Annotated in this window: 23 protein-coding genes and 2 pseudogenes; 13 read left to right on the top strand and 12 right to left on the bottom strand. The window is 53.2% G+C overall.

The window, feature by feature from the left end:
- Positions 1-165 precede the first annotated feature (165 nt).
- The 4 genes from HGO37_RS19485 to HGO37_RS19470 all read left to right on the top strand — a co-directional run bounded on the left by HGO37_RS19485 (position 166) and on the right by HGO37_RS19470 (position 2,721).
- The gene (locus HGO37_RS19485; protein WP_250984775.1) at positions 166-615 is read left to right on the top strand and encodes a DUF892 family protein; all 450 of its coding nucleotides are present in this window, start codon (positions 166-168) and stop codon (positions 613-615) included.
- A gap of 199 nt (positions 616-814) precedes the next feature.
- Positions 815-1,228, top strand: a complete 414-nt coding sequence (locus HGO37_RS19480; RefSeq protein ID WP_352230586.1) for a DUF982 domain-containing protein — start codon at positions 815-817, stop codon at positions 1,226-1,228.
- Between the two features lie 2 nt (positions 1,229-1,230).
- On the top strand, positions 1,231-2,049 hold the full coding sequence (gene nadE / locus HGO37_RS19475) for an NAD(+) synthase (RefSeq protein WP_250984774.1): 819 nt from the start codon (positions 1,231-1,233) through the stop codon (positions 2,047-2,049).
- Between the two features lie 90 nt (positions 2,050-2,139).
- A complete protein-coding gene (locus tag HGO37_RS19470; RefSeq protein WP_250984773.1) occupies positions 2,140-2,721 on the top strand; it encodes a cysteine hydrolase family protein in 582 nt (193 codons plus the stop codon).
- A 635-nt stretch (positions 2,722-3,356) separates the two neighbouring features.
- On the opposite strand, the gene HGO37_RS19465 is transcribed toward HGO37_RS19470, so the two are convergent.
- The gene (locus HGO37_RS19465; protein WP_250984772.1) at positions 3,357-3,617 is read right to left on the bottom strand and encodes a DUF982 domain-containing protein; all 261 of its coding nucleotides are present in this window, start codon (positions 3,615-3,617) and stop codon (positions 3,357-3,359) included.
- 411 nt (positions 3,618-4,028) lie between these two features.
- On the opposite strand from HGO37_RS19465, the gene HGO37_RS19460 reads away from it, so the two are divergent.
- The 5 genes from HGO37_RS19460 to HGO37_RS19440 all read left to right on the top strand — a co-directional run bounded on the left by HGO37_RS19460 (position 4,029) and on the right by HGO37_RS19440 (position 9,280).
- Complete coding sequence (locus HGO37_RS19460; protein ID WP_250984771.1) at positions 4,029-5,099, top strand: PAS domain S-box protein; 1,071 nt, start codon at positions 4,029-4,031, stop codon at positions 5,097-5,099.
- Between the two features lie 133 nt (positions 5,100-5,232).
- Positions 5,233-5,997, top strand: coding sequence for a Crp/Fnr family transcriptional regulator (locus HGO37_RS26545; protein WP_250984770.1), 765 nt, complete (start codon positions 5,233-5,235; stop codon positions 5,995-5,997).
- Between the two features lie 242 nt (positions 5,998-6,239).
- Entirely contained in the window at positions 6,240-6,737 is a 498-nt protein-coding gene (locus HGO37_RS19450) for a YciE/YciF ferroxidase family protein (RefSeq protein WP_250984769.1), read from the top strand.
- Positions 6,738-6,904: 167 nt separating this feature from the next.
- Positions 6,905-9,016, top strand: coding sequence for a catalase (gene katE / locus HGO37_RS19445; protein WP_250984768.1), 2,112 nt, complete (start codon positions 6,905-6,907; stop codon positions 9,014-9,016).
- A gap of 27 nt (positions 9,017-9,043) precedes the next feature.
- A complete protein-coding gene (locus HGO37_RS19440) occupies positions 9,044-9,280 on the top strand; it encodes a DUF6766 family protein (RefSeq protein ID WP_352230589.1) in 237 nt (78 codons plus the stop codon).
- Positions 9,281-9,379: 99 nt separating this feature from the next.
- On the opposite strand, the gene HGO37_RS19435 is transcribed toward HGO37_RS19440, so the two are convergent.
- The 3 genes and pseudogenes from HGO37_RS19435 to HGO37_RS19430 form a co-directional block, all read right to left on the bottom strand.
- Positions 9,380-9,778: a response regulator gene (locus HGO37_RS19435; protein WP_250984767.1), complete on the bottom strand. Its 399-nt coding sequence runs from the start codon at positions 9,776-9,778 to the stop codon at positions 9,380-9,382.
- Between the two features lie 19 nt (positions 9,779-9,797).
- Positions 9,798-10,043, bottom strand: a pseudogene (locus HGO37_RS26640) (ATP-binding protein); the annotation flags it as partial.
- A 147-nt stretch (positions 10,044-10,190) separates the two neighbouring features.
- A pseudogene (locus HGO37_RS19430) lies at positions 10,191-11,175 on the bottom strand (PAS domain S-box protein); the annotation flags it as partial.
- A gap of 329 nt (positions 11,176-11,504) precedes the next feature.
- Between HGO37_RS19430 and HGO37_RS19420 the strand changes: the two are divergent.
- Positions 11,505-12,071 carry a recombinase family protein gene (locus tag HGO37_RS19420; RefSeq protein WP_250984764.1) on the top strand — a complete coding sequence of 189 codons (567 nt, stop codon included), beginning with the start codon at positions 11,505-11,507 and terminating at the stop codon, positions 12,069-12,071.
- Positions 12,064-12,618 carry a hypothetical protein gene (locus tag HGO37_RS19415; RefSeq protein ID WP_250984763.1) on the top strand — a complete coding sequence of 185 codons (555 nt, stop codon included), beginning with the start codon at positions 12,064-12,066 and terminating at the stop codon, positions 12,616-12,618. Before HGO37_RS19420 ends, HGO37_RS19415 begins: the two co-directional genes overlap by 8 nt.
- Here HGO37_RS19415 and HGO37_RS19410 read toward each other — a convergent pair whose 3' ends face one another.
- The 8 genes from HGO37_RS19410 to HGO37_RS19375 form a co-directional block, all read right to left on the bottom strand.
- Positions 12,619-13,407: a lysophospholipid acyltransferase family protein gene (locus HGO37_RS19410; RefSeq protein ID WP_250984762.1), complete on the bottom strand. Its 789-nt coding sequence runs from the start codon at positions 13,405-13,407 to the stop codon at positions 12,619-12,621.
- A gap of 400 nt (positions 13,408-13,807) precedes the next feature.
- Positions 13,808-14,476, bottom strand: a complete 669-nt coding sequence (locus HGO37_RS19405) for a hypothetical protein (RefSeq protein ID WP_250984761.1) — start codon at positions 14,474-14,476, stop codon at positions 13,808-13,810.
- Positions 14,477-14,542: 66 nt separating this feature from the next.
- Positions 14,543-15,226 carry an SOS response-associated peptidase gene (locus HGO37_RS19400; protein WP_250984760.1) on the bottom strand — a complete coding sequence of 228 codons (684 nt, stop codon included), beginning with the start codon at positions 15,224-15,226 and terminating at the stop codon, positions 14,543-14,545.
- A gap of 19 nt (positions 15,227-15,245) precedes the next feature.
- The gene (locus HGO37_RS19395; protein WP_250984759.1) at positions 15,246-15,683 is read right to left on the bottom strand and encodes a type II toxin-antitoxin system VapC family toxin; all 438 of its coding nucleotides are present in this window, start codon (positions 15,681-15,683) and stop codon (positions 15,246-15,248) included.
- Positions 15,683-15,931, bottom strand: a complete 249-nt coding sequence (locus HGO37_RS19390; protein WP_250984758.1) for a type II toxin-antitoxin system VapB family antitoxin — start codon at positions 15,929-15,931, stop codon at positions 15,683-15,685. The genes HGO37_RS19395 and HGO37_RS19390 overlap by 1 nt, the downstream gene beginning before the upstream one ends.
- Before the next feature lie 66 nt (positions 15,932-15,997).
- Entirely contained in the window at positions 15,998-16,789 is a 792-nt protein-coding gene (locus HGO37_RS19385) for an N-6 DNA methylase (protein ID WP_250984757.1), read from the bottom strand.
- A 102-nt stretch (positions 16,790-16,891) separates the two neighbouring features.
- The gene (locus tag HGO37_RS19380) at positions 16,892-17,233 is read right to left on the bottom strand and encodes a hypothetical protein (RefSeq protein WP_250984756.1); all 342 of its coding nucleotides are present in this window, start codon (positions 17,231-17,233) and stop codon (positions 16,892-16,894) included.
- Complete coding sequence (locus HGO37_RS19375) at positions 17,223-17,420, bottom strand: hypothetical protein (protein ID WP_250984755.1); 198 nt, start codon at positions 17,418-17,420, stop codon at positions 17,223-17,225. The genes HGO37_RS19380 and HGO37_RS19375 overlap by 11 nt, the downstream gene beginning before the upstream one ends.
- A gap of 645 nt (positions 17,421-18,065) precedes the next feature.
- Here HGO37_RS19375 and HGO37_RS19370 point away from each other — a divergent pair.
- Entirely contained in the window at positions 18,066-19,121 is a 1,056-nt protein-coding gene (locus tag HGO37_RS19370; protein WP_250984882.1) for a class I SAM-dependent methyltransferase, read from the top strand.
- 23 nt (positions 19,122-19,144) lie between these two features.
- Complete coding sequence (locus HGO37_RS19365) at positions 19,145-20,548, top strand: hypothetical protein (RefSeq protein ID WP_250984754.1); 1,404 nt, start codon at positions 19,145-19,147, stop codon at positions 20,546-20,548.
- The last annotated feature ends 35 nt before the right edge of the window (positions 20,549-20,583 follow it).

Below are 20,583 nucleotides of genomic sequence, written 5' to 3'. Positions count from 1 at the left end.
TGGATTCAGCCGCCAACATATTAGCAAACCGTACCCTTCAGTCAATTTCGACCGAACCTGGCTCCTATCTAAGCCACTGCGTCCGGTCGCGTACCCTCCTGCCCTTCAGGGAACAACCTGAGGCAGTCGACGTTTTCGATGTCCCATACAATCGGAGAATTTGAAATGGTCACTATGGTTGGCAACGAAGGCAACATCGAAAAGCTCGTCAAAGACCTTCTTTATCTAGAGCATGACGCAATCGCCGCATACGATTCCTGCATCGCGCGGCTGGACGACAAAGCACTCAGTGCGAAAATCGCCGAGTTCAAGCAGGATCATCTTCAGCATGTTTCCGTCTTGAACGACATGGCTCGAGAGCTTGGCATCGAAGCCCCGACTGAAGGCGACATGAAACAGATGCTGACGACGGGCAAGATCGCACTTGCAGACCTCATGGGCGACTCAGCGATCCTGAAAGCCATGAAGACGAATGAAGATGATACCGTCACTGCTTATGAGCGAGCATCGCGTCACGAAGATGCCATCCCCCAGTCGAAAGCATTCTTCATGAAGGCCCATGAAGATGAGCTTCGCCATCGTGCCTGGATGGAATCGACGGCCAAGGCCATTTGATCTTGATAATCGTCGGGAGGACCCTCATCGAAGGATAACCTCCCGAACCAACCATAGACTGCAGCGACCGACAGTTGCGCGTCCCCTGTGGACGGGATGACGAGGGCGCTCCCCGTAAAAGGGTGAGCGCCTTTGCTTTATCGTCACTGGCCAACCACCTGCGATCCTTACTCTGACGCTCCACCTTCCGACACAAAACATGCCCTGTTTTTTTGACAATAGCTGGAACATATCAGGTAGCGCATTGTTACCGGCTTTTGGAGGAACGAATATGTCAGCAGTCAGTTGGAGCATACCAGTAGAACTAAGAATGCCTCACAGTGGCATGCAGACTGTGCATGGACCCTTTGCGGCCCTTATTTTACTCATGGATGAATGGCCTGTCAGGAGCGGTCCTGCCTACGTGTCGGCACGGAGCTCATGCAGGGCGGCTATTGATGGGCGTGAAGCGCCCGAAGAGACGCGAGAGCGGTTTGTTTTAGCTGCGCGTGAAGCGGGACTGCTCCCGTCAGAGATGCGCCGCGAGGGGAAGCTCCCATTCGCCACTGGGGGGAAGTTACATCAGTCGATCAATGCCAGTGCTGAGAGCCCACCGGTTGTGAATAGGCCCTAGGCATGACAGATGATCAGAAGAATATTATCTGTGCTCTTGGTGTAACAGATACCTTCGACGCTAGCGATGAGGTTGCGCGGCGAACTGCCTTCCTGACAGATTATGTGAAATCATCAGGTGCCAGAGCACTTGTTCTAGGTATTAGCGGCGGCGTGGATTCTCTCACTGCCGGGCTTTTATCGCAATTGGCCGCTCAGACGCTGCGATCCATCGGGCATGAGGCCCGCTTCATCGCGGTGAGACTTCCATATGGACGGCAAGTGGATGAAGAAGATGCTCAAAAATGCTTGTCAATCATCCAACCGGATGAAGCCGTTACAGTCAATATACAGCCCGCAGCTGATGCGATGCTGAGTGAAGTAAGACGCGATGCTGACAAGCTGGTTTCTGGGCCCCGTCTTCATTTCCACCTCGGTAATATCAAGGCAAGGCAGCGAATGATCGCTCAATACGCACTAGCAGCAGGTGCAAATGGACTGGTTGTTGGGACAGATCACGCCGCCGAAGCTTTAATGGGTTTCTTCACAAAGTTCGGTGATGGAGCTGCCGACATACTTCCTTTAGCGGGCTTGAATAAACGCCGGGTGCGAGCTATCGCGCGTTGTCTCGGTGCTCCAGACGATTTGATTTACAAAATCCCGACCGCAGATTTGGAAACTGATGCACCGCTGAAGCCCGATGAGGAAGTATATGGCGTCTCGTATGATGAGATTGACGACTTCCTCGAAGGTAAGCAGATCCGGCCTGAGGCGGTTCAAAAGATTTTGACGGCCTATCGCCGTTCTGGGCACAAACGCGCGTTGGCTGTCGCGCCTAACTGAGTTTCCGGATACATCGGGGTGTTGTCGGGAGATTTCGTAGGTAACATTCAGACAGAAGGCTTGCTTTACTCAACCTAGCGAGGAGGGCTCATGAGCAACTGGGTTCATTTATGCATCGATATGCAGAGAATGTTTTCAGACCAAACGCCTTGGCATGTTTCGTGGATGCCTCGGATCGTCGACGAGGTTCTTGAGGTCGCGCAATATCACCCCGAGCGCACGATATTTACCCGCTTTGTGCCGCCTCGGCATCCGTCCGATCTGCCCGGTATGTGGCAAACGTATTACGAAAAGTGGCACGAGATGACGCTCCCGGCCCTTGCACCGGGAATGATTGATTTGATACCTGAGCTAATGAGCCTCGTCCCTCCTGCGAGAGTGTTCGACAAAAGTACATACTCACCGTGGACTAGCGGACATCTGCATTCGCTACTGGACCAAGAAAAAGTGACCACGTTAGTTATCACCGGGGGCGAAACTGATATATGTGTGCTCGCGAGCGTCCTTGGCGCTGTTGACTTGGGCTATAAAGTTATCCTGCTTAGGGATGCCGTCTGCAGTGGCGCGGATGATACGCACGATGCGTCTCTCGAGCTTTTAGCTAGCCGATTTTCCGTCCAGGTCGAGGTTCTCACTACTGAGAAATTTCTGATGCAATCGTCAACCTTGTGATAATTGGTTGTGTTTCATTTGCGCCCCCGCGTCTGCCGTAACAGCTGCGAAAGCAGTCAGAGCTGTGGGGCAGCATCCCAATCACATTTCAAGAATTGGTTGCTATAGTCCACGTTTGGCAGAAAACTCTGGCTGTCGTTGTATCGAAAATCACTGCGGGCACATCTACAGATCGGCAAAAAGACGGTCGATATTATATTCTCCGGATCGAAATCTCTGCAAAATGACGTCCCGTTTTGGCAAGAGCCCTGATGGATCGCGCTTGTTTTTACGGCACCATATGATCAGCATATCAGTGAGCAATTCGATAGCATCAGCATCCAAAAGCGCGGTGAATCTGTCTAGATCAGACTTCATGCCGAAATCGCTCCTCGGTCCGGGCGCGCAGCGTTGCCTCACTGCGAGTTTACTGTGATCTCATTCTATCAGTTCCGTCATAGGACGATGGACTCACGCCTCGATCGAAAAAGAAACCCTGCCACTCCAGATCCTTCTCGCGCACGTAAAGGGTCATAGCAGCCTATTGATACTTCCAGTGTGACAGGCAGCACTTCGAACGACTGTAGGTTTGGAAACCTGCACCACAAGGACTTAACTCATGCCCTGACTAGGTTCGTTTGGCCTAAACCTGTTGTCTAATGTGCTAGCACGTCAGCCTCGAGCGCAGCCGCAATAAACTCCTCGCGAGCGACATGGGGCGAGCTGTTCCTTGCTGCGGCCAGTATGCACGCGTTTTTCGCTCGATCGTAGTGAAGTCCACGTCGACTAGGCCAGCGATGCTGAAGCATCTCAATCGCGCGCTCCGGTCCTTCCACCACCTCAGATGAACCATATCCAATCCGAACCAAAACCGGCTGCGGCCAGACCACACTGACAGACTCTGCTTGCTGCTTCATTGTCTCCTCCTACGTCGATCTCTCGTCGACCTAGCGGAAGATTAGCATACTGAGTTGAGGTTGAGCTAGCGTCATAATAATTAGGGAATAGAGCTACACGGTATAGGTGGCGGTATCACTTCGACTTACGATCACCCTTATCACCAGCAGGATTTGCATCGTGTTTAGCTGACGCTAGCCGTCTCTCAATAACTCGCGATCTGCTGAAAAGATGCATCAGCGGTTTGTTCTGGTTCCTGGTGAACGCTCGACCGGGTTCACTCATGTTTGCCGTATTCATAATTGATTTCGCTGCACCTTCCCGGGTGCTACCCATTGCACCAGCCTCAAAAACAAATATCTTAGGGGGGAACGGGGGATCCATTTCTCTGCCAGAAAATATTCCACTTCGCATTGCGGGGTATTTGAAGAATGGAAGATGATCGTGTCGGCGGGGAAGGCACAATAAAAAGTGGCCCGCACCTGATCAAAGTAGACGATAGAGAAGGGCAATCGGCGCATGAAGCAGCGGCGTTCCTTGCCGCAATTGTCGAATCGTCCGATGACGCCATCATTAGCAAATCCCTTCAAGGGATCATCACCACTTGGAACCTGAGCGCGGAACGTCTCTTTGGCTATACGGCAGCCGAAGCGGTTGGACGACCAATATCAATTCTTATTCCCGAGGATAGACTGGACGAAGAGCCCGCGATCCTGGCACGGATCAATGCGGGGGAGCGGGTCGATCATTTTGAGACGATCCGCCGTCGCAAGGACGGCACGCTCTTTGATATCTCCCTCACGATCTCCCCCATCCGGGGCTGTGATGGCAAGATCATTGGAGCCTCCAAAATTGCCCGCGATATCTCGGAGCGGAAACACGCGGCCGAACATCAGAATATGCTGCTTCGGGAAATGCATCATCGCGTCAAAAATCTTTTTGCTATTACCAGCAGCATCATAACGCTCGCCGCACGCTCGGCGCAGACACCTGCCGAACTCGCCAGCAACATGAAGACCCGCTTGGTTGCATTGTCGCGTGCCCACGAAATGACATTAACCAGCGTTAGCGGCGGCGAAACCTCCACTGAACAGCCCACCACGTTCTTTGCACTGCTGTCGAAACTCCTCTCACCTTTTGCAGACAAGGAAGACGGGAGATGGCGTCTTCACGGTGAAGACACGCCAATTACCGCCGACCGGGTGACAAGCCTTGCACTGCTTTTTCACGAGTATGCAACCAATTCAGTAAAGTACGGCGCTCTTTCCGTAAGAGAGGGGCGGCTGAATGTTACCTTGGTAAGACAGCCGAACGGTTTCGAAATAGAATGGCGGGAATCGATGGGAATAGGCGTGACTGTCGGACCAACTGACAACAGGGGCTTTGGGACAACCCTCGAGGCAATGTTGATCAGGACTCTGAATGCACAGGTTTCGAAGGATTGGCATGCAGATGGACTTGTAATTCGGCTCACGCTCTCCTGTGACGCGCGTGGCGTTTGATGAAGAAGTAGTCTGGCATCATTTTCCCTCTGCCGCCCCGAACCGTAGAGGCACCTGATGGTTCCTTGATTTTCGAATACTGGTGATTATTTTTTCTGCGAGATATCGAAATCGATGGCTGGCGAGGAACAAAGTGTCGAAACTCTACGGAAATGTTCTCCTGGACCAACTTCCGTCCCACGTGACTGAGGAACTGGCACCGAATCTGGAGCCGGTTCGCCTTGAGGCACTCCAATTGCTCGCTACTCCCTCTGAGACACCTCCCCATGTCTATTTCCCGCAGAGCGCCATTATCAGTGTGCTAGCGCCGCTCGCGACCGAAGACCATCAACTGGGACTGATCGGACGGGAAGGAGTGATCAACCACGTTTCCCCCTCGACACACGATCGGATGCCTTGGAAGAAGCAGGTTCAGGTAGAGGGGAGCGCCTGGCGCATCCGTGCAGAGAAGCTGGCCCTATCAGCCGAGCGTCATAACCGCCTGCAACTGATGCTTCTTCGCGCAGGCCAGGTTGAGCAGATCCAACTGGTATCGACGGGTTGGCCCGCTCCTCGCCGGGGCGTTGAAGCGCGCCTGGCAAGGTGGCTTCTTATGTATTTCGACAGGCTGGATTGCGAGGAACTTCGTGTAACTCATGACGCCTTGGCTGTTGTTCTGGGCGTCCGGCGACCAACCATAACAACCGCTTTACATATAATGGAAGGTGAAGGCGTGGTCGCCTGCAAGCGAAGCAGTATTGTTCTGCGAAACCGGCAGGATCTCATAAAGATTTCCGCTCCACTATACGGGCTGGCGGAAGCTGAATATCAGCGCCTTCTGGGCGTTGACTTTCGGCGGGTTGAGGCTCGCGAAACGATTTCTCCGGCTCCCGAGATTGTTGTGGCTGGCGCAAAATAAGAAGCCTGCGGAGGGCGCCGCCGGTTCGTCACTCAGTCCATCACGTTGTTATACTTCACTTCCCGCGAGGGCATGCTGCGGCGGCTGCCCGATACGAGGAGACGCGTAGCGGCAATCTCTTCGTTACGGACAAAGGCCGCGCCTCCTGCATTTTAGATGGCGGGAAGGCGTCGCCGCGTGGAACATTTTTGTAAATGCGACGTTACTTTGGCCTAACTATTTCCCTTCCGGAGGAGAATACAATGGCCGAGAAGACATTGGACGACCTTTTCCTTGATACGCTCAAGGACATCTATTTTGCCGAAAAGCAAATCCTCAAGGCATTGCCGAAAATGGCCCGCGCCGCCCAGTCGGAAGAAGGCAAGGCCGGCTTCCTGCAGCACCGGGATGAAACACAGGGCCAGATAGACCGCCTTGAGCAAATCTTCGAACTGCTCGGCAAAGCGGCGCGTGGCAAGACCTGCGAAGCCATCCAGGGCATCATCGCCGAAGGCGAAGAGATTATGGAGGAGTACAAGGGTTCGGTGGCTCTCGACGCGGGCCTGATTTCCTCGGCGCAAGCTGTTGAGCACTATGAGATTGCCCGTTACGGCACGCTTATCGCTTGGGCCAAGCAGCTCGGGCTCGCCGACGCAATCCCTCTCCTTCAGGCGAACCTTGCAGAAGAAGAGGCGACTGATAAGAAACTGACGCAGCTCGCCGAAGCCTCGGCAAATGCCAAGGGCAAGAAAGCTGCCTGATCAATCTACCGTCTCCCAAGAGGCCGCCCACACGGGGCGGCCTTTTCTCTATGTGCATCAACCCTCATGAGGAGAGACCGATGGTCAAGAAGTCCACACCGTCGAAAACAGAGGCACCTTCGTCCAAAACGTCAGTGTCCAGGGATGCTTCCACACTGAAACAACCGATGGGCAATACCGTAACGATCCATGACCAGCAGCTCCATCGCGGGGAAGGCGGGGAGCTCCACCAGTTTGCTGAGGACGGGCACGACGTGTTGACGACGGCCCAGGGTGGCCCAGTGGCTGACGATCAGAACACGCTGCGGGTAGGCGCCCGCGGACCGGCGCTCATAGATGACTTTCACTTTCGTGAGAAAATCTTCCACTTCGACCACGAGCGTATCCCGGAGCGGGTGGTACACGCGCGAGGCTACGGCGCCCATGGCTTCTTCGAAACCTATGAGTCGCTTGCGGCCTATACAAGGGCCGACCTTTTTCAACGGCCGGGGGAACGGACGCCGGCATTTGTGCGGTTTTCGACTGTCGCCGGCAACAAAGGCTCCGCCGATCTTGCGCGCGATGTACGCGGCTTCGCGGTTAAGTTTTATACGCAGGAGGGCAACTGGGATTTGGTCGGCAACAATATTCCAGTGTTCTTTATTCAGGACCCAATCAAGTTTCCAGATGTCGTCCACGCCGCAAAGCAGGAGCCGGACCGTGCGTTCCCGCAAGCGCAAACTGCCCATGATAATTTCTGGGACTTTATTTCGCTCACGCCAGAGAGCATGCACATGGTCATGTGGATCATGTCCGACCGCACTATTCCGCGCTCCTTCCGCTTCATGGAAGGATTTGGTGTACACACCTTCCGGTTCGTCAATGCCAAGGATGAGCCCACTTTCGTCAAGTTTCACTGGAAACCGAAGCTTGGGCTGCAGTCGGTCGCCTGGAATGAGGCGGTCAAAATCAATGGCGCCGATCCAGACTTCCATCGTCGCGACCTTTGGCAAGCCATCCAGTCCGGTAATTTCCCAGAATGGGAACTGTGCGTCCAACTGTTCGACCAGGCATTCGCCGACAGCTTCGACTTTGACATCCTGGATCCGACAAAGATCATTCCCGAGGAAATCTTGCCGGTCCAGCCGATCGGCCGACTTGTTCTTGATCGGATGCCGGACAACTTCTTTGCCGAAACCGAGCAGGTGGCGTTCATGACCCAGAACGTACCGCCAGGCATCGACTTCAGCAACGATCCGCTGCTGCAGGGGCGCAATTTCTCCTACCTTGATACGCAGTTGAAGCGACTTGGGGGACCAAATTTCACGCATCTTCCGATCAATGCGCCCAAGTGTCCGTTCCACAATTTCCAACAGGACGGCCACATGGCCATGCGCAATCCGGTTGGCCGAACGAACTATCAGCCAAATTCGCGTAACGAAGGACCGCGGGAATCTCCGGTGAAAGGCTACAGGCATTTCCCATCGGAAGAACAAGGCGCGAAAGTACGGCTTCGTCCGGAGAGTTTCGCCGATCATTACAGTCAGGCTCGCCAGTTCTATATTAGCCAGACCGCGCCCGAGCAGCGCCACATCGCCATGGCGCTAACCTTTGAGCTCAGCAAGGTGGAAGCGCAAGTCATTCGCGAACGCATGGTATCGCATCTGATAAACATCGACGAGACGCTCGCAACGACCGTTGCACAAAAGCTCGGTTTCCAGTCCATGCCCCAGCCGGCTGATGCGGCCATGCCGACACGCCAGGACCTTGACCCGTCGCCAGCGCTTAGCATCGTGGAACGCGGTCCTAAGCGTTTCGAAGGTCGCAAGCTTGGAATTCTGGTTACGGATGGTGTCGATGCCAAGCTTTTGAAAGGCCTGACTACGGCAATCACTAAAGAGAAAGCCGTTTTCGAGCTGATCGCTCCGAAAGTCGGTGGCGTGACGGCATCCGATGGTTCGTGGATCGAGGCGCACCACATGATCGACGGCGGACCGTCGGTCCTCTTCGATGCCGTGGCAATACTCACGTCGGCTGCCGCGATTGACGATCTGACAAAAGAGGCCACTGCCCGGGACTTTGTCGCCGACGCTTTCCAGCACTGCAAGTTCATCGGTTACGATCAATCGGCGCAGCCGCTGCTTGAAAAAGCGGGGATTGCAGGTGATCTCGATGAAGGCGTTCTGGCTTTGCCCGGAGAAGAGGGCTTGTCGGCTTTCGTTTCGGAACTTGGCAAGCTTCGTGTCTGGGGCCGCGAGCCGTCGGTGAAACTTGGTAAGGCTTCTCCGCCAATCAAGTAGTCTCGATGGGCGCGGTTATCCGCGCCCATCAATGCCGACGCGGCAACTGACGGACATACTACTGTCTCGTTGTCGTATCATCTCGGCAGTGTGCAGTTTTGGTTCAAATCGTTGCAGGACTGGCAGTCGGAGTCCCTATCAACGGCGGTTCTAGTTGTCCTGTCGATCTTTCTTCGTTTGAAGGAATCGCTGGAGTCAAACCAGTGGCGGGCACCTCACTCGGAAGCGGCGATATTGTTGTCCTGCCTCCGGGCATCAATGTGACCCATTCGCGTTAGTATGGCGGCGTATAAGCTTGGCGCAATGAGGGTTCACAATAGCTGGGTTTTGCAGGACCTTTGTTTCCCGGCGCACTGGAACGCACTAGGGCTGTAGGTAGTCATTGATAAGGCGTGTCAGAGCTTCTTCAGAATAAGGTTTTTGCAACCAGCCGATCGGCAAAGCCAAAGCAGCGCGTTCCTGTGTTTTGGCATCGGCGTGTGCCGAAGCGAAGATTGATCGGATGCCAAACGCAGTGAACAATTCGATTGCGGCCTCAACGCCGTCACTCCTGTCTGCAAGCCGGATATCCATTATGGCAAAGGTCGGCCTTTCCCTTTCGGCCATCGAAATCGCTTCTGTCGCTGTAATTGCAATGCCGGTAACTTCGAACCCCGCATCGATCAGCCGATTTTCGAGTTCGAGCGCGATAAGAAAGTCATCCTCAACGATCAAGATACGAGCTTGCATCTGGTCGGACGAACTTGAACTTCCTGAGGTCATAGTTTTATTCTTCTTGTCATTATGGTGCGGTAAAGCGAACCATGCAACGAGCCCCGGGCCCGGGAGCAACTGAGAATGACCCTCGCAGCTGCCGCACCAAACCCGACAAAAGGCAGATCCCAGAGGAGCGGCGACCGGTGTTTTCAATGCTGAAGCCGGGTCCCTCGTCGCGTACGGTAAGGACGAGCTCAGTTTCCTCGCGCTCCAAGGACACCCAGATAACGCACTTGCCTTCGTGGTCACATCCGTGTTTTGCCGCATTGGTCAGAAGTTCGTTCACCACCAGAGCAAGCGGCATAGTAATATCGTTGGGCAGTGCTTCAGCGGTGACCTCGACATGCAGATCTACGTCCTTTGAAAAGGCTTGAGTAGCGCTGTCGCACACGGCTTTTATAAAATCCGCGGCATTCACACTGCTGCGATCAGTCTCCGAATACAGACTTTGCTGAGCTGCTGCCATCGCGCCGACGCGCTGAGCTGCGTCCCCCAGTACACGTGTCGCTTCCACGCTTTTGCTTTCTCGGGCGGCCGAGCGGATCAGCCCATAGAGCATGGCCATATTATTTTTGACTCGATGATTGAGTTCGTCGAGGAAAACTTTCTGATTTGTTTCGGCGGATTTCCTGTCACTGATGTCCACAAGCATGTTGACTGCGCCCAAGAGCTCACCGTCCTCGTCCAACATCGGGGTCGGGAATGGCAGGAACGGCACCATCGTGCCATTTGGACGCTGGGCTATCGCCTCAACCCCGCGAACTGGGCGTTTCTCTCTTAGCGCGATTGCCATCGGGCATTCATTGTGGGGAAGGGGCTGCCCGTCGGCGGTGAACAAGCGAAAGGTAACGCACCATTCATCCTCACCGATCACTGGCTCCTTGCCTGAAAATTCGACTGCTGCCCGGTTGAAATATGTGATCTTGCCGTTTTTGTCGGTGGTGTAGACAGCGGCGGGGAGGGCTTCCATGAGCTGGTGCATCTCCTGCTCCTTGCGCACAAGCTGTCGTCTCATTTCTACAACTTCAGTAACATCAGTCGTGAAGCAACGCGTATTGCGGAATTTGCCATCTCGAAATTTAACGCTGGAGGTGATCTCCACGTGTTTTGATGGAACCATCCTTTGCCCGTAGCCTCGCTGGGAACCGTTTTAACTTTTCTCCAGCAGACAAGCGACGAAGTATCTCAGTGATCGTTTCAGCATCAGCGTGGAAGGTCGAGATTGGTCGGCCGATATACTCCTCAACAGAGTAGCCAAGTAAATCCAACTCCGCCTGATTTGCACGCAGGATTGTTCCGTCGGCGCCGACCAGATGGAGGGGCAGCGCACCGTTCTCAAAGAAATCTTCGTAATCACTCAAAGCAAATTCTTCAGCACCGGTGATGTGCTTATTCCGTTCCATCGGGTTCGTACTCATCATGCCTCTGTGGTCGGGTGATGTTCGTTGTTTAACATCGGATAGCGCGATGGCGCTCGTTTGGTTCCTCACGCTACCATGCCACCTACTGCGGCCATACTGGGCACGACCTCGCTGACGTCAATATCAGCATACCCACTATGCCCCGCCCTCTGGCCGATACGGCAGGAAGTTATGGTCTAAACTCCATAGTACATATGGGTATACCTCAACGTTACATATAGATGTGACACTGTAAGAACGTCACATAAGCGTGGTATTTTCTCAAAAGTGACGTTACATAATGCAAACCACCCTAATGTTACGGAATCGCCATGGCTCGCATTGGTTACGCACGCGTCAGCACACACGATCAGGATTTAGCCATTCAAAACGAACGGCTGAAGCAGGCAGGCTGCGAAATCATTCGATCCGAAACCGGATCGGGGTCGACCCGCAAAGGGCGCTCTGAGCTGGAAACGATTATGGATTTTCTGCACGCCGGCGACGAACTGATTGTTGTCCGCCTGGATCGGCTTGGCAGATCTACTCGCGACGTTCTCAACCTCGCTCACGAGTTGGAAGAGAAAGGTGCATCGCTACGCGTGCTCGAACCTGAAATTTCAACGAACGGTTCAATGGGCAAAATGGTGATTACGATCCTGGGCATGGTAGCCGACATGGAGCTCCAGTTTATCAAAGATCGGCAGAGAGCGGGTATAGAGGCCGCTAAAACGCTTGGTACCTACAAGGGCCGAAAGAAGCAGATCGATGATAATGATATTCGGCGCCGCTTCGCGGAAGGAATGACCAAATCCGCTATCGCGCGTGAGTTGAATGTGTCAAGAATGACAATCTATCGTGCAATCAATTCCACCGGAATGAAAAAATACAATGTCTGAATGGATTCAACCCGACACCTTCCAAGTCGGCAAATTATTACAAACCTATAGCTTAGCCACTCCAGTTTTTGTTCGTTATGAGCGGCTCGATTTCAAGCCGGGGCACCCTTATGAAGCCGTCCAATGCCACATCAATGCAAAGCACGTTGCAAAAGCTCATGGCGGCGACCGGATCCACGGTTGGGCCTTGTGGATCCACACGAAGACCGGTGCGGTTATGGGTGATTTTCACAGTGTCTGGAAGAAGGAAGATGGGACACTGGTCGATGTCACACCACCTAGAGATGGCGGCCAGCGTATTTTGTTTGTTGAGGATAAGACTGCAACCATTGCTCGGAAAGCAAATCAGCTAGAAGTTCGTTCCAATCTCATCGATTTTGAATCTTACCAACATGATGGCCAAGGGACTAATAATGGAAAGACTTTCCTGAAAGGTGGTCAACCATCCAGAAAACGGACATTCAACTTACCTCAGCGGGAAAAAAAGGAAGCCTACTCCTACGCCCAAAAAATAGGCTTCGACATAGACGAGTACCCAACAGATTAATCAGATTTTGGTCGCCCTAATTTCCGCAAGCCGTTTAATCGCACTTGGCGGCAAGGGCAGGTCTGGATTGTTGGTCGCGGTTTCTATCAGCAATTCGTCGCTTGCCCGCTCAGTGACCTCGATCAACTTCTTGAAAAATAGATCCGGATCAAGGCCCGGTTCAATCGGCGGCAGAATACGAACCTTGAAATGACCTGGATAACGCATCGTGGAACGACGGGGCCAGAATAGGCCCGGGTGCATAGCAACGGGAACGACCGGAACATTTAGGTCGCGGTAGAGGCGGGCAATTCCGTTGCGATACTGAGGCTCTGCACCAGGTGGTAGGCGAGTGCCTTCCGGATAGATGATCAGCTCACGGCCGTTTGCCATTTCCTCTTTCGCGCGCTCCATTACCTTCAGCATAACTTTGCCACGCGCGGCACGGTTTACCGGGATCATGCGCTGCTTCGCGGCATACCAGCCGAATAGCGGAATCCACATTAATTCACGCTTCAGAATGTAGACTGGATCATTGAGGCTTGGCAGCAGCGCGTAGGTGTCCCAGAAGGACTGATGCTTCGGCGCAAATATGCAGCCGGTCGTTGGAATGTTTTCCAGACCCTCGATTTCAAAGGTGGTGCCAACGATGGTTTTCATCAGCCAGTGATTAGACCGGGCCCAGTTCTTCGGAATTTCATAGGCAATTTTGCGCGGCAGAATGAAGTAGATTGGCGTAAGCACAATCATTCTGGCAATCAAATTGGCATAAAAAAGAACGTTAAACAAAGCGGAACGCAAGCCAAGCATGAACGATTAATCTCCGACCGCATTGCGCCGGCGCGGTGAAACATCCAGCCTTGAAATTTCGGTGCGGTTAGCGAACGCCTACACGAAAATACGCTAATTCGGCAAGAAACCTTTTGGTGCGGCACTCTACAGTTCTGTAGCAGCTTCAACCGTAAGCCTTCGACCGGTGAGCACCGGAACGACAGTGCATTTAATTATCGAGTGATAATGTGGACCGCGCTCAATAATGTCGGGTAGTTCGACTATATCGTCAAAGAAGTATTCAACATCGACTGGACCACTCTCGGCCAGATATTCAATCGTCGCACGCCAGTTCACCAAAGACCTCACTGCGAATTTACAATCGGTTTCTTCGTTACGGTGAGTTCATCGGAGAAACGATCCGAAGTTGGTCTCACACTTAAATTGTGGCCGATGCTGTTGCATAGCTACTTAATCTCATAAGACCGGCATTAAACTGATCAATATTATCACAAATCTCAAGGGCCATGCGTTTTTGATCGTCTACCGTATAACTTTCAGATCGCATTATAAAATGCTCGATCCGAAGGCGTATACCGTCTTTACCGAGAGTTCCGAACACTTCCTCGTACAAGATTTTGATGAAGTCATTGTTCTTTGGATCATCACTCATGTTCCGCAACGCTACCATCAACCCGTCAAGAAGCTCCTCAACACCGCTAGCAGTGGACTCCAGCTTCTCCTCGAGTTCGGTCTTGTTCGCCTGAGTAAGGCCCTCACGACTAATTTTTTCCAATGTGGAAACCATTCCGCCACGTAGAAACGAGAGTCGTTGAGCATTACCGACTTGCTGATGATTGGCAGTCATTCGCAGGAAGGCAGCTATTACGCTCTTGAGTTGCTCATCCTGTGCATTGCTCCGTTTCGTGATGTCCACTTCCCATCTTTGACGTTCCTTCTGCTCAATGGGCGGGTGAGTAACGGCATAGATGTTCGTGAGAAGATTGGCCCCTGGAATTAATTCAACCACTGCTTCACCTGTCGTTCGCGCCAACGTACGAACCGGATGAGCTTTGGGCAGGGTTATCGGTTTGTCGTCATCGTTCATGAATGAGATATGTCCTATGTTTGAGCACGCAAACAACCAAATGCGCCGGTCTGGTAACGGTATCACTTATTGTGAATTTACAATCGGTTTCTTGGTATCGGTTCCATCGTAGCGTGATGAATTTACACCGCGGCCGACGCGATAGAATTCCAGATTGTCATTGAGGTGGTGGCTCCGCAATAGGGCCTTTGCGTCATCGCCCTTGATATCCGTATCAAGCCAATCGTCGTAAGCAGCAGGATCAAGTATCACCGGCATACGATCATGGATTTCTTCTATCTTCGGCGTAGCCGGCGCAGTGATGATCGTGCAGCTCGTCACGTTCAATTTGTCATTGTGCGCCCACAAGCCCGCAAACGAAAAACCTTTTGCCTCTGGCATCTGAAACAGCCAAGGGTCTTTCTTGCCGTCCTCGGTGCTGGTCGTCCACTCGAAATATCCGTCTGCAGGAATAAGGCAGCGTTTCGATTTGAACGGCTCCCGAAACGCACCTGATGTATCGACGGTTTCAATCCTGGCATTGAACATTGCCGCTTTCGGTAGTTCCTTTGCGAAGAAAGGCACCAGCCACCAGCGGCCATAATCGACCATCAAATGACCGTCGCTATCGTTGTGCGCGAAATGAACGTTTTGAGTGGGCGCTATATTATAGCGTGGCGGCATGTTCGAGGGCGGCGGGCCTTTATCCAGAATGCTGTAGAGCGCGTGGATCTCGCTCCAGGTCATTTCGTTGGTAAAGCGACCGCACATAATGCCTCCCTATCTCGCTCTATGCCCGCTCAATATCGGTTTTCGTAAAGTCATCACCTTTGAACAGCAGCGGCAAACGATATTCCTTTGCCAGCGCATAAACAAAGCAGTCGCCCATGTTCAATCGGGCAGGGCTGGCAACGACCTTCCCGTATTCACGGTTTGCCGCCAGCGCCTTGCGGTGGGTGGTTCCACTGATGGAAATGTCACGCGCATTGATGAGGGAAAGAAACTGTTCAACAGCTTCCTGCGCATCGTCCAAAAACTCTTTCGGGATGGGCTTATTACTCCCGATCCTGTCTTCCGTGTATATGCGCGCAAGACTGACAACTGCTTCATACGCAGTAAGCGACGAGTACATAATCGGCTTATTGGTCATCTCGATTTTTGCCAAGAGGTAGCCGCTGTCGTCCTCGTTTGCCAGGATCGAGATTATAGCTGAAGCATCCAGATACATTACATGTCCCACAAGTCGTCAGAGATTTTCTTCAAATCAATAGGTTTCGGGTTTGGCCCACGTTTCGCGGCGACGGCATCCTGAAGCTCACGCACGCGGTCCCGTAAAGGCACGGTTTGTTGCGCCCGCTGCAATTCATGCTGCAGCGCCTGGCGAACAGCATCCGTCTTGCTCTTGGCGTTGGTAGCCTTCATCACAGCTACAGCCAGATCATATACTGCTTCGTCTTTGATATAGAGTTGGCCCATCTCAAAACCCTCTTATTGGATATCCTTCTTTATATCACAAGGATATCCAATCTACAACAAAAAACACTAGAACAACCGGATTTGTCCCGTTTTTTCAACTGCATAAGTCTGCGTTGGCAATTCAGAAGTCTCGCTTGAAGGAACAGGGGTAAGCATACGAACCGACGAACAAAGCTCTTTCATCTTGTCGATTTGATCCCACAGCCTGAATTTTGCATCCCATTGGTCAAGGATATGTGCCGGGGTTTTCCATTCATCGCGAAACTCAAGCGAAAGCGTGTTGCCCTCAAGGATCACAGCCGGAATATGGAGAAATGAAAACTGAATATAGGCCATGTGGACAGCACGACGATCAATATCAATCGCGGTCACGTGCAAACATTCCTGATAGTTATGGCCGACATCTTTCATAGCCTCGGCAAGTGCAATGACCATCGCACCTGAACCGCAGGCCGGTTCTTGCGCACGGATATAGCCTCGGCGCTTCAGCTTGGCCGCAACATCATCGCCCGAACCGATATTGATTTTCGCCATCATTTCACAAAGGGCGTAGGGCGTAAAAAACTGACCTCGGGCGGTGTTGTGCAACTCCAGCGCATGAAACACTTGCCCCAGGATATCCGTTGGCTTTTCATCCAGCGCCTTCATAACCGCGCCCAGGATGTCGGGGAAAACCTGCAGCGTTGCAGGGTCATACCGACGCACCACTTCCAGATATTGTTTCTCGCGCTCATCGCGCTTGCGCAGATCGACGGCATTGCTCAACGAGATCGCCGCGCACTGGCACCAGTCAGAAAACACCGTGTAAAGATCGTGCTTATACCGGCATTTTTCGAACAGCTTGACGATGGTGGACACATGAGAACTGGACATAGAAATACCCATAGGAAAAGGCGCGACTGAACCTTTGAGAGTTCAGGCGGGATGGATTGTCATTGATGGCGGGACGTAGGACGCGGGTTAGTAGTCACCCTCGTAATATTGTGGGCGCTTCTCCAGCTCCTGCGCGATGAACACGACCGCGAACAGTGGAAACTTGGCCGTCATGCGCCGTTCGAGGTTCTGACGACGCACCCTTGCTCTCGCTTCCTTGCTCCAGCGCCGCATAGGCCGCTGCGTCACCAGTTCCCACGTGACGGCATAACCACAACCCGGCGACCACAGATCGAGGATTTCTTGAGGGCACTTTTCACCACACGTAACGAGTACGGCATGCAAAACGCGCGGTCCCGGTGGCTGCGTGTGTGGATTTCTCCAAGCCAGCGAATAGCGCACCATTTCTGGTGTTGGGCTAGATTTCATAGGTACGGTCGCCATTGGGCAGATCGCAGGCGATGTCGATGTGCATGTTCTTGACCTCAAAATCGGTATACCAATCCGTCAGCCACTTCGCAGCCACGTTAAAGTCAGTATGGCTGAACACATCCTGCTCACCCTGATAACCCGCATGTTCGACCACGACATATTTCAAAGAAGGCTCAGGGCTCACGGCACACTCCTATTTTCCCCGTTGGCGCTCCCTCTCAAATTTGATTGGGAATACGTATGTATTCCCGGGCAAAGGGGGGAGGGCGAAGCCAGCCCACTGGCGGATTGGTCCGGCGTCACAGGGGTCACGGAGGCAACAAAAAACGGAAGGTTCGGCCGAAGGGTGAAAGCCGTTTTTTTTGCCGGAGTGACAGCGCACAGCGCGCTTGCCCCTTGATCGCCGGAGCGATCCGATTGCAGGGGGGGAAACCATACAAACAGGAGAATGTGCGCCGCACCGCGATCTCTCGCGTGCGACGCTCTTCATCGATCTTCAGCCGTGCCGACTGACCACTCTAAGTCATGCAATGACACACCTTGGATCAACCGCCTTGGCGTGATCCAAGAAAGACAATGTAGAGTATCGGAGAAATCAGCAAAGCGGCCGCCCTTCAGGCGGGACCGACTACGCCCGGATCATGGCGTGCAACTTGAACAAGGGTTCCGCACTCACGAAAGCTTCCAGCCAAGCAGTCAATCTGTTGATATCGTCAGATTGCGCCACTCGCTCATGCGAAGTCTCCTGAGCGCAGACCTTAAAGCGCTATTTGGTGGTCCGTTTTTTTACGCGCGCTCGGTGCAACGGACTCAAGAGGGAGACAATGCTATGGTTGATCAGCAGGTAATCAACCGGTGGCGCCTCGCGCCAAGGCTCAATGCCTTCACGGAGTTTTTTGAACGGACTGCGAGCGGTCTGGAAGGTGCGCCCGATTTCGGGCCCCCGCTACACGACCCGGCTCTTCTGTCTCATGATGTCGACTGCCTGAGCTTTGCCGATACACATCGGCGATTGTGGGGAAAATTCGAGAACCACTATTTTGCCAGTATTCCCTATCGCCTTGAAGAGGAATGCCGACTTGGAGCTGCGATATTCCGTTTCTGCCTGAAGGCCTGGGCCAAGAGCAACCGACCGGCAACTTTCTATACACTTGGAGCCGGTGCCGGCAGTCTGACACGCTCGCTGGCCAAACTTGGTGATGGACGGATCAAGACGCTCAATTGCAGCCCGACAGATGGTAATCGTGTGTGTTTTTTTGAAAAACGTGGCAGTCATCACGCGCATTTCTTCCACGGGCCGTTCTTCGAACTGACCAGCGAGCGCTATGCGGAAGATAAACGTCTCACACACTTCCGTGAGGGATACGACGTATTGCTCGAAGATACCACTTTCCAGATGTATGGCTCCGACCGGATCAATCAAAATCATTTTGTCGCGCAAACAATTAAACCGGATGGTCTTCTGATCCAGGTCCAGAAACTGTTGCACCGGGACGCAGCGACCTATGTCGAGCGTGAACGTCAGAAAGACGATCACTTCAAGTCACGGTTCTTTTCCAATAAGCAAATCGCCGAAAAAAAACGGGATGTTTTGAACAGGATGATTGATTTTCAGGTTGATCAGGCGACTTCAATCTCGGCCCTGAAACCCTACTTCCGCTACAGCGTCATCACCTGGAACAGCGGAAATTTCTACACGATTGTTTCATCCAATGCCCGGACCTCGATCACGGATTTCATATCTTCTCTGGTGAAGCCAGCCATTCCGGCCGCGTATAATTACGAGCAGCTTCCCATGGTCATCGTCGAAGACGTCGATGACCCGCTTCCCGTGGAGTTGTTGTGGCGTAGTGCAGTGTCAGCTGCGGCTTCGATGATAAACTAACCGGTCGATGGGAGGCGTCGCACATGGCAGTCAAGGGTGGACGAAGTGACGATGCTCTCGTGTCCGCGTCTCAGGTCAGGCGCGCCTTAACATTACTGATGCCTGAACTTTCTGATTTCTGGACGCGACCGCTGATCGACTACGCGCATGCGGTTTACGGTGAGATTGAACGTGGAGGCTGCGCTGTTCGCAACGATGCGATGGGACGTTTACAGCAACTTGTTGCTTGTGTCGCGCTTCAGTCGGGAGCCGACCAAGAGCAGGCAAATGATGCCGCAAAACAAATAGCGGAACTGCCAGTCATTCAAAGCGGACCACACTGCTTCCTGATGATTGATCCAGACGCATTTTACACGCACCTGTTCAGCGCGCTTGGCTTAAGCTCCCACAGGCGGCGATGGCACATATATTTTGGCTGCTCGACCGTTAAATTTATCGAAAGAGGACGTAAAGGGCCGGGCTTTCTTGCTACAGGTGCCGGAGCAGCCAATATTTTCGGCCTTTCACGCAAACGAATGGGATCGACCAACCTGTGCGCAACGGGAAACTCTTTCAGCTTCAGGTTCGAATGCAACGATCCCGTTGCCGAAACTGGCGCCGCAGCCTTGCTGAAAGACGCCCTGCCGAGTGCGGCATTTCCAACGGCGGCAGATGCAATAATCGCTGGCAACAAGGCTCTTTGGCAGCAGACGTTCCCGCCTTTGCTGCAGCTTGTTCAGTTTGATGACAGGGATGTCGGAGATCTCGTGGCGGAACATTTTGAAGATCACGATTCCTGGTTGTCCAGACGTTTCATCGGGCAGGGCAACGTTGCAGAGAAACTGTTGCACGCAATCGAACATCTGAACAATGGCCCATGGGCAGGATGGGTCAGGCGCACGACTGACTTTTTCTGGGGACTTGGCCAAGGACGGATTTTTCCGCTGCGGCTGGATGGCAATGTACTTGTGAGTGTTAATGGATCGGGCTTCAGCGTTCCCTTCGATCCACAACACGTCGCTCAAGCTCTGCGGGAGCGGCGACTGGTGCCCAACCTGCTGATGATGGCAATCGTGACATCGATACTTCCGGGTGTCCGCCTGCTCGGCGGCAGCAGACAGGTCATTTACCTTCCGCTGATGCGCCAACTCTTCACAGAGGCGCTAGATCCGGATCATGATCATGCTCTTTTGACGGCGATCAGAGGCGATCGACAGGCGAGCATGTGGGGGCACCGGGTGCTTAAACCTCTTCACGCCGACCCGCTGTGCGAAACGGAAAAGTCCAGACATGGTCTGGCCATTGCCGCGGCCTATGGACAACAACCACTTGAGTTGACTGCGGGCGATCTATCGTTCTTCACAGGGGATCCATTCTGGGCTCACTTGTGCGACGAGCTATCGCGGGGAACGATAGCGGCTACGCCAGATCCTTGGAGCGGTACCTAGACCAGAAGCCGAGAGGTGACCTATGCCAAAGGATA

The organism is Rhizobium sp. CG4 (assembly GCF_023701965.1).
Classification (GTDB): domain Bacteria; phylum Pseudomonadota; class Alphaproteobacteria; order Rhizobiales; family Rhizobiaceae; genus Agrobacterium.
This window is presented reverse-complemented; position numbering and strand designations above follow the sequence as displayed.

Coding starts and splice junctions, on each gene's coding strand:
- HGO37_RS19485 (WP_250984775.1), top strand. CDS start 166: ATGGTCACTATGGTTGGCAACGAAGGCAACATCGAAAAGCTCGTCAAA.
- HGO37_RS19480 (WP_352230586.1), top strand. CDS start 815: ATGCCCTGTTTTTTTGACAATAGCTGGAACATATCAGGTAGCGCATTG.
- nadE (WP_250984774.1), top strand. CDS start 1,231: ATGACAGATGATCAGAAGAATATTATCTGTGCTCTTGGTGTAACAGAT.
- HGO37_RS19470 (WP_250984773.1), top strand. CDS start 2,140: ATGAGCAACTGGGTTCATTTATGCATCGATATGCAGAGAATGTTTTCA.
- HGO37_RS19465 (WP_250984772.1), bottom strand. CDS start 3,617: ATGAAGCAGCAAGCAGAGTCTGTCAGTGTGGTCTGGCCGCAGCCGGTT.
- HGO37_RS19460 (WP_250984771.1), top strand. CDS start 4,029: ATGGAAGATGATCGTGTCGGCGGGGAAGGCACAATAAAAAGTGGCCCG.
- HGO37_RS19450 (WP_250984769.1), top strand. CDS start 6,240: ATGGCCGAGAAGACATTGGACGACCTTTTCCTTGATACGCTCAAGGAC.
- katE (WP_250984768.1), top strand. CDS start 6,905: ATGGGCAATACCGTAACGATCCATGACCAGCAGCTCCATCGCGGGGAA.
- HGO37_RS19435 (WP_250984767.1), bottom strand. CDS start 9,778: ATGACCTCAGGAAGTTCAAGTTCGTCCGACCAGATGCAAGCTCGTATC.
- HGO37_RS19420 (WP_250984764.1), top strand. CDS start 11,505: ATGGCTCGCATTGGTTACGCACGCGTCAGCACACACGATCAGGATTTA.
- HGO37_RS19415 (WP_250984763.1), top strand. CDS start 12,064: ATGTCTGAATGGATTCAACCCGACACCTTCCAAGTCGGCAAATTATTA.
- HGO37_RS19410 (WP_250984762.1), bottom strand. CDS start 13,407: ATGCTTGGCTTGCGTTCCGCTTTGTTTAACGTTCTTTTTTATGCCAAT.
- HGO37_RS19405 (WP_250984761.1), bottom strand. CDS start 14,476: ATGAACGATGACGACAAACCGATAACCCTGCCCAAAGCTCATCCGGTT.
- HGO37_RS19400 (WP_250984760.1), bottom strand. CDS start 15,226: ATGTGCGGTCGCTTTACCAACGAAATGACCTGGAGCGAGATCCACGCG.
- HGO37_RS19395 (WP_250984759.1), bottom strand. CDS start 15,683: ATGTATCTGGATGCTTCAGCTATAATCTCGATCCTGGCAAACGAGGAC.
- HGO37_RS19390 (WP_250984758.1), bottom strand. CDS start 15,931: ATGGGCCAACTCTATATCAAAGACGAAGCAGTATATGATCTGGCTGTA.
- HGO37_RS19380 (WP_250984756.1), bottom strand. CDS start 17,233: ATGAAATCTAGCCCAACACCAGAAATGGTGCGCTATTCGCTGGCTTGG.
- HGO37_RS19370 (WP_250984882.1), top strand. CDS start 18,066: ATGGTTGATCAGCAGGTAATCAACCGGTGGCGCCTCGCGCCAAGGCTC.
- HGO37_RS19365 (WP_250984754.1), top strand. CDS start 19,145: ATGGCAGTCAAGGGTGGACGAAGTGACGATGCTCTCGTGTCCGCGTCT.